Source organism: Streptomyces sp. NBC_00076, assembly GCF_045041235.1.
Classification (GTDB): domain Bacteria; phylum Actinomycetota; class Actinomycetes; order Streptomycetales; family Streptomycetaceae; genus Streptomyces.
This window is the reverse complement of record NZ_CP108242.1, coordinates 3,902,264-3,918,245: the sequence shown is the minus strand read 5'-3', so window position 1 is coordinate 3,918,245 and position 15,982 is coordinate 3,902,264. Positions and strand designations below refer to the sequence as shown.

12 protein-coding genes and 2 pseudogenes are annotated in these 15,982 nt (G+C 71.6%); 9 read left to right on the top strand and 5 right to left on the bottom strand.

The genetic code is table 11. The features are described from left to right. Positions 1-37 precede the first annotated feature (37 nt). The 3 genes and pseudogenes from OHA64_RS17755 to OHA64_RS17745 all read right to left on the bottom strand — a co-directional run. Complete coding sequence (locus tag OHA64_RS17755) at positions 38-2,293, bottom strand: heavy metal translocating P-type ATPase (RefSeq protein WP_405614077.1); 2,256 nt, start codon at positions 2,291-2,293, stop codon at positions 38-40. Between the two features lie 89 nt (positions 2,294-2,382). Further along, on the bottom strand, positions 2,383-2,622 hold the full coding sequence (locus OHA64_RS17750; RefSeq protein WP_405614075.1) for a heavy-metal-associated domain-containing protein: 240 nt from the start codon (positions 2,620-2,622) through the stop codon (positions 2,383-2,385). A gap of 206 nt (positions 2,623-2,828) precedes the next feature. Then, positions 2,829-3,053, bottom strand: a pseudogene (locus tag OHA64_RS17745) (TetR/AcrR family transcriptional regulator); the annotation flags it as partial. On the opposite strand from OHA64_RS17745, the pseudogene OHA64_RS17740 reads away from it, so the two are divergent. After that, a pseudogene (locus tag OHA64_RS17740) lies at positions 3,046-3,423 on the top strand (MMPL family transporter); the annotation flags it as partial. The pseudogenes OHA64_RS17745 and OHA64_RS17740 sit on opposite strands and share 8 nt — an antisense overlap. 50 nt (positions 3,424-3,473) lie before the next feature. After that, positions 3,474-4,517 (top strand): zinc-dependent alcohol dehydrogenase family protein, encoded by a 1,044-nt coding sequence (locus OHA64_RS17735; protein WP_405614073.1) that lies wholly within the window; start codon positions 3,474-3,476, stop codon positions 4,515-4,517. 41 nt (positions 4,518-4,558) lie between these two features. Here the strand turns inward: OHA64_RS17735 and OHA64_RS17730 are convergent, their stop codons facing one another. Further along, positions 4,559-4,759 carry a helix-turn-helix transcriptional regulator gene (locus OHA64_RS17730; protein ID WP_405614071.1) on the bottom strand — a complete coding sequence of 67 codons (201 nt, stop codon included), beginning with the start codon at positions 4,757-4,759 and terminating at the stop codon, positions 4,559-4,561. Positions 4,760-5,061: 302 nt separating this feature from the next. After that, positions 5,062-5,979, bottom strand: coding sequence for a sugar phosphate isomerase/epimerase family protein (locus OHA64_RS17725; RefSeq protein ID WP_405614069.1), 918 nt, complete (start codon positions 5,977-5,979; stop codon positions 5,062-5,064). A 189-nt stretch (positions 5,980-6,168) separates the two neighbouring features. Between OHA64_RS17725 and iolC the strand changes: the two genes are divergently transcribed. The 7 genes from iolC to OHA64_RS17690 all read left to right on the top strand — a co-directional run bounded on the left by iolC (position 6,169) and on the right by OHA64_RS17690 (position 15,916). Next, positions 6,169-7,119 carry a 5-dehydro-2-deoxygluconokinase gene (gene iolC / locus OHA64_RS17720; protein WP_405614067.1) on the top strand — a complete coding sequence of 317 codons (951 nt, stop codon included), beginning with the start codon at positions 6,169-6,171 and terminating at the stop codon, positions 7,117-7,119. Further along, positions 7,116-7,997, top strand: a complete 882-nt coding sequence (locus OHA64_RS17715; protein ID WP_405614065.1) for a deoxyribose-phosphate aldolase — start codon at positions 7,116-7,118, stop codon at positions 7,995-7,997. Before iolC ends, OHA64_RS17715 begins: the two co-directional genes overlap by 4 nt. 7 nt (positions 7,998-8,004) lie before the next feature. Then, a complete protein-coding gene (gene iolB / locus OHA64_RS17710) occupies positions 8,005-8,820 on the top strand; it encodes a 5-deoxy-glucuronate isomerase (protein ID WP_405614063.1) in 816 nt (271 codons plus the stop codon). Beyond that, the gene (iolD, locus tag OHA64_RS17705) at positions 8,817-10,709 is read left to right on the top strand and encodes a 3D-(3,5/4)-trihydroxycyclohexane-1,2-dione acylhydrolase (decyclizing) (RefSeq protein WP_405614061.1); all 1,893 of its coding nucleotides are present in this window, start codon (positions 8,817-8,819) and stop codon (positions 10,707-10,709) included. The genes iolB and iolD overlap by 4 nt, the downstream gene beginning before the upstream one ends. Before the next feature lie 19 nt (positions 10,710-10,728). Continuing rightward, on the top strand, positions 10,729-12,231 hold the full coding sequence (mmsA, locus tag OHA64_RS17700) for a CoA-acylating methylmalonate-semialdehyde dehydrogenase (RefSeq protein ID WP_405614059.1): 1,503 nt from the start codon (positions 10,729-10,731) through the stop codon (positions 12,229-12,231). A gap of 164 nt (positions 12,232-12,395) precedes the next feature. Next, positions 12,396-15,050, top strand: a complete 2,655-nt coding sequence (locus tag OHA64_RS17695; protein ID WP_405614057.1) for an alpha/beta fold hydrolase — start codon at positions 12,396-12,398, stop codon at positions 15,048-15,050. Further along, on the top strand, positions 15,047-15,916 hold the full coding sequence (locus tag OHA64_RS17690) for an ABC transporter permease (protein WP_405614055.1): 870 nt from the start codon (positions 15,047-15,049) through the stop codon (positions 15,914-15,916). Before OHA64_RS17695 ends, OHA64_RS17690 begins: the two co-directional genes overlap by 4 nt. The last annotated feature ends 66 nt before the right edge of the window (positions 15,917-15,982 follow it).

Below are 15,982 nucleotides of genomic sequence, written 5' to 3'. Positions count from 1 at the left end.
CTTATGTGAGTGTGGCGCCGGACTCCAGAGGGGCCCGTCATCGGAATGCGCGCAACCGAAGGCTGTTGGTCACAACGAACACCGACGAGAACGCCATCGCCGCGCCCGCGATCATCGGGTTCAGCAGCCCGGCGGCAGCCAGCGGCAGCGCGGCCACGTTGTACCCGAAGGCCCACACGAGGTTGCCCTTGATCGTGGACAGGGTCCGCCGTGACAGCCGGATCGCGTCCGCGGCCACCCGTAGATCCCCGCGCACCAGCGTCAGGTCGCCCGCCTCGATCGCCGCGTCGGTCCCGGTCCCCATGGCCAGACCCAGATCGGCGGTGGCGAGCGCGGCCGCGTCGTTGACGCCGTCACCGACCATGGCGACGACCCGGCCCTCGCCCTGCAGCCGTCGCACGACGTCGACCTTGTCCTCGGGCAGCACCTCGGCGACCACGTGCTCGGCGTCGATCCCGACGGCCCCGGCGACCGCCAGGGCGACCGTCCGGTTGTCCCCGGTCAGCAGCACCGGCGTGAGGCCGAGGGCCCGCAGCTCCCGCACCGCCTCCGCGCTGGTCTCCTTGACCGCGTCCGCGACGGCCAGGACCCCGCGGGCCGCTCCGTCCCAGCCGACCAGGACGGCCGTACGCCCGTCCCTCTCGGCCTGTTCCCGCGCACGGGCCAGGTCCTGAGGGAGCACGTCGAAAAGGCGCCCCACGGCCACCTCGCGACCCTCCACCCGTCCGCGTACGCCCCGGCCGGGCACGTTCTCGAAGTGCTCGGCCTCCGGCAGCGGTCCCACGCGTTCCTCGGCTCCCGCGGCGACCGCCCGGGCCACCGGGTGCTCGGAGGCGTGCTCCAGGGCGCCCGCGAGCCGCAGCACCTCCTTCGGGTCCGCGCCCTCGGTGAAGTGGACCTCCTGGAGGGTCATCCGGCCGGTGGTGACCGTGCCGGTCTTGTCCAGGACGACCGTGTCGACACGGCGCGTGGACTCCAGGACCTCGGGGCCCTTGATGAGGATGCCGAGCTGGGCGCCGCGCCCGGTGCCGACCATCAGGGCGGTCGGGGTGGCCAGGCCCAACGCGCACGGGCAGGCGATGATCAGGACCGCGACGGCCGCGGTGAACGCGGCGACCGTGTCACCGGTCGCGCCGAGCCACACCCCGAAGGTGCCGACCGCGATCGCGATCACCACCGGCACGAAGATCCCGGAGACCCGGTCGGCCAGCCGCTGCACCTCGGCCTTGCCGTTCTGCGCGTCCTCCACCAGCCTCGCCATCCGCGCGAGCTGGGTGTCGGCGCCGACCCGGGTGGCCTCGACGACCAGCCGCCCGCCGGCGTTGACCGTGGCACCGGTGACGGTGTCGCCCACGGTGACGTCCACCGGGACGGACTCGCCGGTCAGCATGGACGCGTCCACCGCGGAGGCGCCCTCGACGACCGTGCCGTCGGTGGCGACCTTCTCCCCGGGCCGTACGACGAACCGGTCACCGACGGCCAGCCGGGCCGCCGGGATCCGTACCTCCCGCCCGTCCCGCAGGACGGCCACGTCCTTCACGCCGAGCTCCATCAGGGCCCGCAGCGCGGCCCCGGCGCGGCGCTTGGCGCGAGCCTCCAGATAGCGGCCCAGCAGGATGAACGCGGTGACTCCGGCGGCGACTTCGAGGTAGATCGTGGAGGTGCCGTGCATCCGTGAAACGGTCAGCTCGAAGCGGTCCCGCATGCCCGGCATGCCCGCGTCGCCGAGGAACAGCGCCCACAGCGACCAGCCGAACGCCGCCAGTGTGCCGAGCGAGACCAGGGTGTCCATGGTGGCCGCGCCGTGCCGGATGTTCGTCCAGGCGGCCCGGTGGAAGGGCAGACCGCCCCAGACCACGACGGGCGAGGCCAGGGTGAGCGCCAGCCACTGCCAGTTGTCGAACTGGAGCGCCGGGATCATGGAGAGCAGGACGACCGGGACGGCCAGCAGGACGGAGACGGTCAGTCGCTGCCGGAGGGAGGCCGACTCCGGGTCCTCCTCGGCGTCCGCCACGGAGTCTTTCGCGGTGACGGTCTCCTCCGGGGGCGGCGTCGGTTCCTCGGCCGTGTACCCGGTCCGCACCACCGTCGCGATCAGATCGGCGACGTCGACGTCCGTCGGGTAGCTGACCTTCGCCTTCTCCGTCGCGTAGTTCACCGTGGCGGTCACGCCGTCCATGCGGTTGAGCTTCTTCTCGACGCGGGCCGCACAGGAGGCGCAGGTCATTCCGCCGATGAGCAGTTCGACTTCCGACGTCCCGGTTGTCGGGGCGCGGTCGGTGGTGGTGGACATGTCCGTACTCCAGAGAGCGGACCGGGTCGGACGGCGACGGGTGTCGGCCGATCCGGCACGGGTTGGGGAGGTGCGTGGCTCAGTCTGCCTCAGACCTTGCCGACGAGTTCGAAGCCCGCCTCGTCGACGGCGGCGCGCACGGCCTCCTCGTCGAGCGGGGCCGCGGACACCACGGTCACCTCGCCGGTCGAGGCGACGGCCTTCACCGAACTGACACCGGCGACCTCGGAGAGCTCGCCGGAGACGGCCCCCTCGCAGTGTCCGCAGCTCATTCCGCTCACCTTGTAGACGGCGGTGACGGAACCGGGGGTGTCGGTCTGAGTGGTCATGTCGTTCTCCTCGTACGGACGTGTGGGGCGGTCGTGGCCAGGGTGGGGCCCGCACACTCCACTTTATACCCCTAGGGGGTACTTCTCCAAGAGGTGTGCGGTGCGCGGGCGGAGTGTGTGGCGGGGCGTGGGGTGAGTACCCCGTCGGGTGAAAGGCGTGCCCGGGACTCTCCCGGGCCGTCGTGCGCGTACCCGAATCGCCGCTGCCGGTCACCCAGCTCGATCGTGATCGCTTCCTTGTTCGGGAAGAACTGGTACAGCGTGCCCGGCGAGACGCCGGCCTCGCGGGCGATGGCGCTCGTGCTGGCGGCCGTGTAGCCGGTGGTGCAGAAGACGTTGGCGGCGGCTTCGAGGAGTTGGGCGATGCGGCGCTCACCCCGGGCCTGGCGGCGGCGGGGCTGCTCCTTCTCCTGCTTCTCCGGGGTCGCCATCGGCACGTCCCGTGTGACCAACACCAAGATGCTCGGACTCGGTATCGCCCTGGCCGTCCTGATGGACGCGATGATCGTCCGCAGCCTCCTGGTCCCGGCGGTGATGCGCCTCACCGGCCGGGCGACCTGGTGGGCCCCGGGCCCGCTGCGGCGCTTCCACGAACGGTTCGGACTGAGCGAGGGGGAGCGGCCCGTAGCCGCCGCCGAGAAGGAAAAGAGCAAGCCGGAAGGGGGCGACCCGGAAGGAGGTCCGGAAGGAGGTCCGGAGGGGGACAAGCGGGAACCCGAGGAGGCGGAACCTGACGAGAGGGAACCTGACGAGGGGAAAGCGGACGAGCCCGCGCGCGACAAGGCGAAGACGCGCGGATAGCGTGCCGCCGTCAGAGGTGATCGGCGCAGGAACGGGAAGCAGGGGCGCGCATGCGGGCAGTGGTGTTCGAGCGGTACGGGGAGCCGGCCGAGGTGCGCGAGGTGGCCGACCCGGAGCCCGCTGAGCACGGGGTGGTGGTGCGGGTCGAGGCCACGGGACTGTGTCGCAGCGACTGGCACGGCTGGCAGGGCCACGACCCGGACATCGCGCTGCCGCACGTGCCGGGGCACGAACTCGCCGGCGTCGTCGAGGCGGTGGGCGCCCGGGTGACCGGATGGCGCCCGGGTGACCGGGTCACCGTCCCGTTCATCTGCGCCTGCGGCACCTGTCCGTCCTGCGCGGCGGGCGATCAGCAGGTGTGCGAGCGGCAGACCCAGCCCGGCTTCACCCACTGGGGCTCCTTCGCCAGGTACGTGGCGCTGGACCACGCCGACGTGAACCTGATCGCCGTCCCCGAGGACCTGTCCTTCGCCACCGCAGCCTCCCTCGGCTGCCGGTTCGCCACGGCGTTCCGCGCGGTGGTGCAGCAGGGCCGGGTGGCGGCGGGGGAGTGGGTCGCGGTGCATGGCTGTGGAGGCGTCGGTCTGTCCGCCGTGATGATCGCGGCGGCGTCGGGGGCGCGGGTGGTGGCGGTGGACGTGTCCCCGCACGCCCTGGACCTGGCACGGAAGTTCGGCGCGGCGCAGTGCGTGGACGCGTCCCGCACGGAGAACACGGCGGAGGCGATCCTCGACATGACCGACGGCGGCGCCCATCTCTCCCTCGATGCCCTGGGTTCGCCCACCACCTGCGCCGCCTCGGTCAACGGCCTGCGCCGTCGAGGCCGTCATGTCCAGGTCGGCCTGCTGCCCTCGGCGAGCGGCACGACACCGGTCCCGATGGCCCGCGTGATCGCCCTCGAACTCGAACTCCTGGGCAGCCACGGCATGGCCGCCCACACCTACCCGCCGATGCTGGAACTCGTCCGGGCGGGAGTGTTGCGGCCGGACCTGCTGGTCACGTCCACGATCACGCTGGACGCGACACCGGCAGCGCTGGCGGCGATGGGCTCGGCGCCGGGGGCGGGTGTGACGGTCATCGAGCCATGGAGCTGACGGTGCCCCACACGGAGGTGGGGCAGGTCCGGTTCCCCGGGTCAGGCCTCTCTTCGGCCGCGGTTGCCCGGACGTGATGCCGCCCAGGCTCGGACGGTGTCCGCGTACCAGTAGGGCTTGCCGCCCTCGACGTGGTCGGGCGGGGGCAGCAGACCGTGCTTGCGGTAGGACCGTACGGTGTCCGGCTGCACCCGGATGTGTGCCGCGATCTCCTTGTAGGACCAAAGCCTTCGGTCGGTCATGAGGTGCACCTCCCCGCGCGTGCCGCGGTGGCGGCCGGGGGCGGCCGTCGGGGGTACCGGGCACTGCGCTGGCGATCACAAAACCTGCCCGCTCAACGACGGAGCGTTGAGGCAGGGCAGGGTCTGTGCGCGGGTGTGACGCATGTGCCGCGTACACGTGACATGCGTGACACGAAGGGGATGTTTGTGACACGAACGCCACAAAGGCGCACCCCGGTTCAAGGGCGCGGCGTGCCGCGCCCCGCCCACTCGTCGAACCTGGCACCCCAGTAGGCGCCCCGGCCCATCCTCGGAGGGCTGGATTACGCCCCGCACGACCTCAGGAACGCCCGCGTCCGCTGCGCGATCGGCAGCGGAGTGTCCGGCTCGCACGGGTACATGTCCTGCTCGACGATCGCGAACAGATCGACGTCCAGCTTCTGCGCGGCCTCCAGCACGGGCCCCAGCGCGGGCACCCCGGCGGGCGGCTCGCACATCACGCCGCGCGCGACAGCCGGCCCGAACGGCACCTCGTTCGCCCGCACGTCCGCCAGGATCTCCGGGTCCACCTGCTTCAGGTGCAGGTACCCGATGCGCTCGCCGTAGGTCTCGATCAGCTTGACGCTGTCGCCGCCGCAGTACGCGTAGTGCCCGGTGTCCAGGCACAGCGACACCAGGTCGGAGTCCGTGCCGTCCAGGAAGCGGACGACGTTCTCCTCGCTGTCGATGTGAGTGTCGGCGTGCGGGTGGACGACGATCTGCAGGCCGTACCGCTCCCGCACCTCCTTGCCGAGGCGCTCGGTCAGGGAGGTGAGGTTGCGCCACTGTTCGGGCGTGAGGGTGTCGGACTCCAGCACCTGGCCGGTCTTGTCGTCCCGCCAGAAGGACGGGATGACGACCAGATGCCGGGCGCCCATCGCCTGGGCCAGCACCGCGTTGTCCGCGACGTGCGCCCAGGTCTTCTCCCAGACGGCCTCGCCGTGGTGCAGGCCGGTGAAGACCGTGCCGGCGGACACTTTCAGGCCACGTTGTGCCGTCTCCGCGGTGAGGACGGCCGGATCGGTCGGCAGGTACCCGTACGGGCCCAGCTCGATCCACTCGTAGCCGGACGCGGCGACCTCGTCGAGGAAGCGCTTCCAGGGGACCTGTTGGGGATCGTCCGGGAACCAGACGCCCCAGGAGTCGGGCGCCGATCCGATCCGGATGCGGGAGAGTGAGGGCTGAGGTGACAACGACGTCATGGCCGCCAGCGTGCGGTTCGCGAGCGGGGGGTGTCAAGGCCTGGTCCGAATGTCTGGACAAAACATTGACAGGGCGGCCTGCGCGGCGCTAGAAACCGGGGAGAGCCGATACGAGCCGACGCGGCCAGGAGCCCACGCGGTCTGAAGCCCACGCGGCTACCGGCCGCCACGGCGCACGAAGGGAACTCGATGGCGTACGACCTGATCACCATGGGGCGGATCGGAGTGGACCTCTATCCGCTGCAGACGGGCGTCCCGTTGCCGCAGGTGGAGACCTTCGGCAAGTTCCTCGGCGGCTCGGCCACCAACGTCGCCGTCGCCGCGGCCCGCCTGGGACGGCGGACCGCGGTGATCACCCGTACCGGCGACGACCCGTTCGGGACGTACCTCCATGAGGAGCTGCGGGGCTTCGGCGTCGACGACCGCTGGGTCACCCCGGTCCCGGGCCTGCCCACGCCGGTCACGTTCTGCGAGGTCTTCCCGCCCGACGACTTCCCGCTGTACTTCTACCGTCGCCCCAAGGCGCCCGACCTGGAGATCGACGCCCACGAGCTCGACCTGGACGCGATCCGCGAGGCCCGCATCTTCTGGGTCACCGGCACCGGCCTGAGCGAGGAGCCCAGCCGTACGGCGACGCTCGCGGCCCTCGCCAACCGGGCCAAGGCCGGCACCACGGTGTTCGACCTCGACTGGCGCCCGATGTTCTGGTCCGACCCGGACGCGGCCCGCCCGTTCTACGCCGAGGCCCTGAAGCACACCACCGTCGCCGTCGGAAACCTCGACGAGGTGGAGGTGGCCACCGGAGTGCGCGAACCGCACGCCGCCGCCCGCGCGCTGCTGGACGCCGGCGTGGAACTCGCCGTGGTGAAGCAGGGCCCCAAGGGCGTCCTCGCCGTCAACAGCAAGGGAGAGTCGGCCGAGGTGCCCCCGCTCCCGGTGAACGTCCTCAACGGACTCGGAGCCGGCGACGCCTTCGGCGGCTCCCTCTGCCACGGCCTGCTCGAAGGCTGGGACCTGGAGAAGATCATGCGGCACGCCAACGCGGCCGGTGCCATCGTCGCCTCCCGCCTGGAGTGCTCCTCGGCGATGCCCACCCCGGACGAAGTGGCAGCGGCGCTCGCGGCGGGAGCCGTCAAGTGACCGTCGACGTCGCGGACCTGGTCCGCACCCGTTCCCTGCGCCCCGAGGCCATAGCGGAGGCGGCCGCCCGCCGTACCCGCCGCTCCCTGCTCAACGAGAGCGGCCGGCTGATGATCGTCGCCGCCGACCACCCGGCCCGCGGCGCCCTCGGCGTCGGTGACCGCAAAAACGCCATGGCCAACCGGGCCGACCTGCTCGAACGCCTCTGCCTGGCACTGTCCCGCCCCGGCGTGGACGGCGTCCTGGCCACCGCCGACATCCTGGACGACCTGCTGCTGCTCGGCGCCCTCGACGGCAAGGTCGTCATGGGCTCGATGAACCGCGGCGGCCTCCAGGGCGCCAGCTTCGAACTCGACGACCGCTTCACCGGCCACCGCCCCGAGGACGTCGAGCGCCTGGGCTTCGACGCCGGCAAGCTGCTCCTGCGGATCGACTACGACGACCCGGGCTCCCTCACCACCCTGGAGTCCACGGCCCGCGCCATCGACGACATGGCCGCACGCCGGCTCCCTGTCTTCGTCGAGCCGTTCATCAGCCGCCGCTCTCCGGAGGGCAGGCTGAGCAACGACCTGTCCGCCGAGGCCGTCACCAAGTCGATCGCGATCGCCTCCGGCCTGGGCGGCACCTCGGCCTACACCTGGCTGAAGGTCCCGGTCACCGAGAACCCCGACGACATGGCCGAGGTCATGGCGACCTCCACGCTGCCCGCGGTGCTGCTGGGCGGCGAGGTCGGGGACGATCAGGACGGCGCGTACGAGAAGTGGCGCGGCGCCCTGCAACTGCCCACCGTGCGCGGCCTGGTGGTCGGCCGTTCGCTGCTGTACCCGGCGGACGGCGATGTGGCCGCCGCCGTGGACACCGCCGTCGGACTGCTGTGAGGGCCACATGACCAGCAACGAGCTGTACATCGCCAAGGGCACCGCCGCGAACGCCCAGTACGTGGTCGACATCGACCCCAAGCGGGCCGGCTGGACCCACAGCAGCCTGCGGATCGTCGAACTGGAACCGGGCGGCACCCACACCTTCACCGCCGGGGACAGCGAATGGATCGTCGTTCCGCTGCAAGGCGGATGTACCGTGCAAACAGAAGGTGAAGAGTTCCAACTCCTGGGCCGGGAAAGCGTGTTCGCCGGAGTCACCGACTTCGCGTACGTGCCCCGTGACGCCCGGGCACTGATCGCCTCCGGCGCGGGCGGCCGCTTTGCTTTGGCAGGAGCGAAGTGCGAGCGACAACTCCCCGCCCGCTACGGCCCCGCGCCGGAGGTCCCGCAGGAACAGCGCGGCAGCGGCAACTGCCTGCGCCACGTCCGCAACTTCGCCTCCGCCGACGCCTTCGACTGCGACAAGCTGATCGCCGTCGAGGTCGTCACCCCCGGCGGCAACTGGTCCTCGTACCCGCCGCACAAGCACGACGAGAACCGGCCGGGCGAGGAGGCGGAGCTGGAGGAGATCTACTACTTCGAGGTCGACGGCCCGAACGGTTTCGGCTATCAGCGCGTATCCCCTTCACGCGTGGGCGGAGCAGACGTCCTCGCGGAGGTCCGTTCCGGCGACGCCGTCCTCGTACCCGACGGATGGCACGGCCCGTCGATCGCGCAGCCCGGCCACGACATGTACTACCTGAACGTCATGGCCGGCCCGGGTGAGACACGGGAGTGGCGGATCTGCTTCCACCCGGACCACACGGAGGGTTACCGATGACGGCGCAGACCCCGACGACGAGGCTCACGGTCGCTCAGGCGCTCGTCCGCTTCCTGTCCGTCCAGTACACGGAGCGGGACGGCGAACGGCAGCGGCTGATCGGCGCGACCTGGGGCATCTTCGGGCACGGCAACGTCGCCGGGCTCGGCCAGGCGCTCGTGGAGTACGCCGACGAGATGCCGTACCACCAGGGCCGCAACGAGCAGTCGATGGTGCACGCGGCCGTCGGCTACGCCCGCCAGTCCAACCGCCTGTCCACGCACGCCGTGACGACCTCCATCGGCCCCGGCGCCACCAACCTGGTCACCGGCGCCGCCCTCGCGACCGTCAACCACCTCCCGGTCCTGCTGCTGCCCGGCGACACGTTCGCCACCCGGGTCGCCGACCCGGTCCTCCAGCAGCTCGAAGTCCCCTACGCGGGCGATGTGTCGGTCAACGACTGTCTGCGCCCGGTGTCGAGGTACTTCGACCGCGTCACCCGGCCGGAGGCCCTGATCCCGGCGGCGCTCCAGGCCATGCGGGTGCTCACGGACCCGGTGGAGACCGGCGCGGTGACCCTCGCCCTCCCGCAGGACGTGCAGGCCGAGGCGTACGACTGGCCCGACGAGTTCTTCGCGGAGCGCACCTGGGCGGTACGACGGCCGGGCGCCGACCCGGTCGAACTCGCCGAGGCCGTAAGGGCGATCCGGGCTTCGGAGAAGCCGCTGGTCATCGCCGGCGGCGGGGTCCACCACAGCCGCGCCGAGGAGGCCCTCGCCGAGTTCGCCTCGGCCACCGGCATCCCGGTCGCCTCCACCCAGGCAGGCAAGGGCTCCCTGCGCCACGACCACCCCCAGGACGTCGGCGGCGTCGGCCACACCGGCACGGCCACCGCCAACGAACTCGCCCGCCAGGCCGACCTGGTGATCGGCGTCGGCACCCGCTACACCGACTTCACCACCGCGTCGAACACCCTGTTCACCGGCGACGAGGTCCGTTTCCTCAACCTCAACATCGCTCCCTTCGACGGCCACAAGCTCGCCGGCCGGCCCCTCGTCGCGGACGCCCGCAGCGGCCTCGAGGAACTGACCGAGGCCCTCCAGCTGCACGGTCACCGGGTCACGGAGACGTACGCCGGCGAGTACGCGCTCGACAAGGAGCGCTGGGAACTGCGCGTCGACGCCTGCTACGAGGCCGAGGAGCCCGACATACGGCCCACGCAGCCGCAGGTCCTCGGCGCCCTGGACGCCCTGGTCGACGAGTCGGACGTGATCATCAACGCGGCCGGTTCGCTCCCCGGCGACCTGCACAAGATGTGGCGGGCGCGCTCCCGGGACCAGTACCACCTGGAGTACGGCTACTCCTGCATGGGCTACGAGATCCCGGCCGCGATCGGTGTGAAGATGGCGGCACCCGAGCGCAACGTCTGGGCACTGGTCGGCGACGGCACGTACCTGATGATGCCGACGGAGATCGTGACGGCCGTGCAGGAGGGAATCGCGATCAAGATCCTCCTGGTGCAGAACCACGGCTACGCCTCCATCGGCGGCCTGTCCGAGTCGGTCGGCGGCGAGCGGTTCGGTACCGCCTACCGCTACCAGTCCGACGACGGTACGTACACGGGGGCGCCGCTCCCCGTGGACCTCGCCGCGAACGTGGCGAGCCTCGGTATGCGCGTGCTGCGCGCGAAGACCGTACGAGACCTCCGCGCCGCCCTCGCCGAGGCGCGGTCCGCGGACACTCCCACATGTGTCTACGTGGAGACCGAAACGGCCGACACAGTGTCGGGCGCGCCTCCGGCGCAGGCCTGGTGGGATGTACCTGTGGCCGAAACCGCGACACGACCGTCCGCGGTGAAGGCCCGTGAGCTGTACGAACGGCACGTCTCTACCCGTCGCCGCCCTCTGTGAAGGATTACTGGAGTCAGTCATGACGAAGATCGTCAACCACTGGATCGGCGGCAAGCCCGTCGAAGGCGCGTCGGGTACGTACGGGCCGGTCACCGACCCCGCGACCGGCGCGGTCACCACGAAGGTCGCGTTCGCTTCCGTGGAGGAGGTGGACGCCGCCGTGGCCGCCGCCCAGGACGCCTACGCGACCTGGGGCCAGTCCTCGCTGGCCAAGCGCACGGAGATCCTCTTCCGCTTCCGCGCGCTGCTGGACGCCAACCGCGACGCCATCGCCGAGCTGATCACCGCCGAGCACGGCAAGGTGCACAGCGACGCGCTCGGCGAGGTCGCGCGCGGCCTGGAGATCGTGGACCTGGCCTGTGGCATCAACGTGCAGCTGAAGGGCGAGCTGTCCACGCAGGTCGCCAGCCGCGTGGACGTGTCCTCGATCCGCCAGCCGCTCGGTGTCGTCGCCGGCATCACGCCGTTCAACTTCCCGGCGATGGTCCCGATGTGGATGTTCCCGATGGCCATCGCGTGCGGCAACACCTTCGTGCTGAAGCCGAGCGAGAAGGACCCGTCGGCGTCCCTGAAGATCGCCGAGCTGCTGTCGGAGGCCGGCCTGCCCGACGGTGTCTTCAACGTCGTCCACGGTGACAAGGTGGCCGTCGACCGACTCCTGGAGCACCCGGACGTCAAGGCGATCTCCTTCGTGGGCTCGACCCCGATCGCCCGGTACATCCACACCACCGCCTCCGCGAACCACAAGCGGGTCCAGGCCCTGGGCGGCGCCAAGAACCACATGCTGGTGCTGCCGGACGCCGACCTGGACGCGGCCGCGGACGCCGCGGTGAGCGCGGCCTACGGGTCCGCGGGCGAGCGCTGCATGGCGATCTCCGCGGTCGTGGCCGTCGGCGCGATCGGCGACGAACTGGTGGACAAGATCCGCGAGCGCGCCGAGAAGATCAAGATCGGCCCCGGCAACGACCCGACCTCCGAGATGGGCCCGCTGATCACCAAGGTCCACCGCGACAAGGTGGCGTCATACGTGGCGGGCGCGGCGGCCGAGGGCTCGGAGGTCGTCCTGGACGGCACCGGCCACACCGTCGCCGGCTTCGAGGACGGCCACTGGATCGGCATCTCGCTCCTCGACAAGGTGCCCACGTCGGCGAAGGCCTACCAGGACGAGATCTTCGGCCCGGTGCTGTGCGTCCTGCGCGTCGACACCTACGACGAGGGCGTCGCCCTCATCAACAGCTCGCCGTTCGGCAACGGCACCGCGATCTTCACCCGGGACGGCGGCGCGGCCCGCCGCTTCCAGATGGAGATCGAGGCCGGCATGGTCGGCGTGAACGTCCCGATCCCGGTCCCCGTCGGCTACCACTCCTTCGGTGGCTGGAAGGACTCGCTCTTCGGCGACCACCACATCTACGGCAACGACGGCACGCACTTCTACACCCGCGGCAAGGTCGTCACCACCCGCTGGCCGGACCCGGCCGACGCCCCGTCGGGCGTGGACCTGGGCTTCCCGCGCAACCACTGAGCACGTCGGGAGGGGGCCGTCCGCAGCGCGGACGGCCCCCTCCCGACGTGCAGCCCCGTACCACGGACGCGGTACATGAAAGGAGCCCGTACCTCCCGGGGATGGCCCTCAGTTCAGCCCACAGTCGATATCTGGCCGACAGTTTCACCCCGTACCGTTGACGCATGGATCTTCGACTGCCCCGACTACGCGACCTGCTGCGCGCACCGCGACGGCTTGCCGCCGCCGCGGCCGTCGTCGTAGTGCTCGCCGGCGCCGGGACATGGACCGCCGTCGCCGACGACGCCCCGGCTCCGGTGCACCGCGCCGACCAGGTGATGTCCCTCGACGGTGTCCGCATCGACACCTCCTACTTCACCTCCGGAGGAACCGGCCGTCGTCCCGCCGTCCTCCTCGCGCACGGCTTCGGCGGCAGCAAGGCCGACGTACGGCAGCAGGCCGAGGGCCTGGCCCGGGACGGGTACGCGGTGCTGACCTGGTCGGCTCGCAGCTTCGGCAGGTCGACCGGCAAGATCGGGCTGAACGATCCGAAGGGCGAGGTCGCCGACGCCCGCAAGCTCATCGACTGGCTCGCCAAGCAGCCGCAGGTCCAGCTCGACAAGCCCGGCGACCCGCGCGTGGGCATGGCGGGCGCCTCGTACGGTGGCGCGATCTCCCTGCTGACCGCCGGATACGACAAGCGGGTGGACGCCCTCGCCCCGGCGATCACGTACTGGAACCTCGCCGACGCCCTCTTCCCGAACGGCGTGTTCAAGAAGCTGTGGGCGGGCATCTTCGTCAACTCCGGCGGCGGCTGCGCCAAGTTCGAGCCGCAGCTGTGCCGGATGTACGAGCGGGTCGCCGAGTCCGGCACCCCCGACGCCCAGGCGGTGAAGCTCCTCGACGAGCGGTCGCCGTCCGCCGTCGGCGACCGCATCAAGGTGCCCACGCTCCTGCTGCAGGGCCAGACCGACTCCCTCTTCCCGCTCGGCCAGTCCGACGCCGCCGCCAAGGCGATCCGGGCCAACGGCGCCCCCGTCGACGTCGACTGGATCGCCGGCGGGCACGACGGCGGCGACATGGAGGTGAGCCGCGTCCAGTCCCGGACCGCCTCCTGGTTCGACCGGTACCTCAAGGACGACAAGGGCGCCGACACCGGCCCGGCCTTCCGCGTCACCCGCACCCTCGGCGCAGGCACCGGCGACGGTGAGACCCGGCTGAGCGGTGTGGACGCGGACACCTACCCCGGCCTGCGGGGCGACCCCCGCCCGGTCGCCCTCGCCGGACGCGAGCAGCGCTTCCAGAACCCGGCCGGCGCCAGCCCGCCCGCCGTCTCCGCGCTGCCCGGCATCGGCGGCGCCGCCGGCGGTCTCGCCCAGCTGTCCTCGCTCGGCGTCGGGATCTCCCTCGACTTCCCGGGCCAGTACGCCGCGTTCGAGTCGGCGCCCTTCACGAAGGACCTGCAGATCACCGGGTCCCCGACGGCCACCGTCCACGTGAAGTCGACGAGTGACGACGCGGTCCTGTTCGCCAAGGTGTACGACGTCGGCCCCGGCGGCGGACAGCGGCAGGTGCTGCCCTCCCAGCTGGTCGAACCCCTCCGTGTCGAGGACGCCAAGGCCGGCAAGGACGTCACGCTCACCCTCCCGGCGATCGACCACGAGGTCGACGACGGCCACCGGCTGCGCCTGGTCCTCGCCTCCACCGACCTCGGCTACGCCTCCCCGGCCACCCCGGCCACGTACACCGTCTCCCTCAAGGGTGACCTGAAGGTGCCGACCGCCCTCAGCCACACCAACGCCACGGCACCGCTGCCCGCCTGGGTGTGGTGGCTCCCGCTGGCCGGCGCGGCGGTTGCCCTGGCCCTGCTCCTGACGGCCCGGCGCCGCACGACCGCCCCCGCGCCCGAACCGGCGCTGGCCGAAGTGCCGCTCCAGATCACGGACCTGAGCAAGCGGTACGCGAAGTCCGCCGACCGGTACGCGGTGCGGGACCTGACCTTCCGCGTGGAGAAGGGCCAGGTCCTCGGCCTCCTCGGCCCGAACGGTGCCGGCAAGACGACCACCCTGCGCATGCTGATGGGCCTGATCAAGCCGGACGCCGGAGAGATCCGCGTCTTCGGCCACGCCATCGCGCCCGGCGCCACGGTGCTGTCCCGGGTCGGCGCCTTCGTCGAGGGCGCGGGCTTCCTCCCGCACCTGTCCGGCCGGGAGAACCTGGAGCTGTACTGGCGGGCCACCGGCCGCCCACCCGAGGACGCCCACCTGGACGACGCCCTGGAGATCGCCGGCCTCGGCACCGCACTGGAGCGCGCGGTGCGCACGTACTCCCAGGGCATGCGCCAGCGCCTCGCCATCGCCCAGGCCATGCTCGGCCTCCCGGACCTGCTCATCCTCGACGAGCCGACCAACGGCCTCGACCCGCCGCAGATCCGCGAGATGCGCGAGGTGATGATCCGCTACGCCGCGGCCGGCCGCACGGTGATCGTCTCCAGCCACCTGCTGTCCGAGGTCGAGCAGTCCTGCACGCACCTGGTCGTGATGGACCACGGCCGGCTCGTCCAGGCGGGCCCGGTCCAGGAGATCATCGGCTCCGGCGACATGCTGCTGGTGGGCACGGCCGCACCGGTGGAGGAGCCCGTCGTCGAGAAGGTCGCCGCGCTTACAGGCGTGGCCTCCGCGGTCCGCACCGACGAGGGCCTGCTGGTCCGGCTCGACGCCGACGGCAGCGCCCGGCGCCTGGTCACCGAACTCGTCCGGCTCGAAGTCCCCGTGGAGTCGGTGGGCCCCCACCGCCGTCTCGAGGACGCCTTCCTCACCCTGATCGGAGAGTCCGCATGAGCGGCAGCACGCTGATCGACCGCGCGGAGGTCGCCGACGGTTACCGCGCGGGCCGCACGCTGCCCCTCCGGGTCGAGCTGGTCCGGCAGTTGAAGCGGCGCCGCACGCTCGTCATGGGCGGGATCCTGTTCGCCCTGCCGTTCGTGCTGCTCATCGCCTTCCAGGTGGGCGGCGACCCGGGCGGCGGCAACGCCGGGACGAACCTGATGGACACGGCCACCCTGTCCGGGGCCAACTTCGCCGCGGTCAACCTGTTCGCCTCCGCGGGCTTCCTGCTCGTCGTCCCCGTCGCCCTGTTCTGCGGGGACACCGTCGCCTCGGAGGCCAGCTGGTCCTCCCTGCGCTATCTGCTGGCGGCGCCCGTGCCCCGCGCCCGGCTGCTGTGGTCCAAGCTCGTGGTCGGCCTCGGCCTCAGCCTCGCCGCGATGGTGCTGCTGCCGGTCGTCGCCCTCGCCGTCGGCAGCGCGGCGTACGGCTGGGGCCCGCTGGAGCTCCCCACCGGCGGCTCACTGCCCGCCGGCCTGGCCGCCCAGCGCCTCGCGATCACGGTGGCGTACATCTTCGTGTCCCAACTCGTCACCGCCGCCCTGGCGTTCTGGCTGTCCACCAAGACGGACGCCCCGCTGGGCGCGGTCGGCGGAGCGGTCGGCCTGACCATCGTCGGCAACGTCCTCGACCAGGTGACGGCCCTCGGCGACTGGCGCGACTTCCTGCCCGCGCACTGGCAGTACGCCTGGCTCGACACCGTACGGCCGCAACTGGAGTGGTCCGACATGATCCAGGGCACCTCCGTCTCGATAACGTACGCCCTCGTGCTGTTCGCGCTGGCCTTCAGGGGTTTCGCCCGCAAGGACGTGGTGTCGTAGGTCAACGGAGGGTCACCCGCCGGTCTCGAAGGCCCCGGTCCGTGCCCTGTTCGAGATCCATCCGCA

What these genes read in the sequence shown, in the direction of transcription:
- OHA64_RS17755 (WP_405614077.1), bottom strand. Translation starts at nt 2,293, where the DNA reads ATGTCCACCACCACCGACCGCGCCCCGACAACCGGGACGTCGGAAGTC.
- OHA64_RS17750 (WP_405614075.1), bottom strand. Translation starts at nt 2,622, where the DNA reads ATGACCACTCAGACCGACACCCCCGGTTCCGTCACCGCCGTCTACAAG.
- OHA64_RS17735 (WP_405614073.1), top strand. Translation starts at nt 3,474, where the DNA reads ATGCGGGCAGTGGTGTTCGAGCGGTACGGGGAGCCGGCCGAGGTGCGC.
- OHA64_RS17730 (WP_405614071.1), bottom strand. Translation starts at nt 4,759, where the DNA reads ATGACCGACCGAAGGCTTTGGTCCTACAAGGAGATCGCGGCACACATC.
- OHA64_RS17725 (WP_405614069.1), bottom strand. Translation starts at nt 5,979, where the DNA reads ATGACGTCGTTGTCACCTCAGCCCTCACTCTCCCGCATCCGGATCGGA.
- iolC (WP_405614067.1), top strand. Translation starts at nt 6,169, where the DNA reads ATGGCGTACGACCTGATCACCATGGGGCGGATCGGAGTGGACCTCTAT.
- iolB (WP_405614063.1), top strand. Translation starts at nt 8,005, where the DNA reads ATGACCAGCAACGAGCTGTACATCGCCAAGGGCACCGCCGCGAACGCC.
- iolD (WP_405614061.1), top strand. Translation starts at nt 8,817, where the DNA reads ATGACGGCGCAGACCCCGACGACGAGGCTCACGGTCGCTCAGGCGCTC.
- mmsA (WP_405614059.1), top strand. Translation starts at nt 10,729, where the DNA reads ATGACGAAGATCGTCAACCACTGGATCGGCGGCAAGCCCGTCGAAGGC.
- OHA64_RS17695 (WP_405614057.1), top strand. Translation starts at nt 12,396, where the DNA reads ATGGATCTTCGACTGCCCCGACTACGCGACCTGCTGCGCGCACCGCGA.
- OHA64_RS17690 (WP_405614055.1), top strand. Translation starts at nt 15,047, where the DNA reads ATGAGCGGCAGCACGCTGATCGACCGCGCGGAGGTCGCCGACGGTTAC.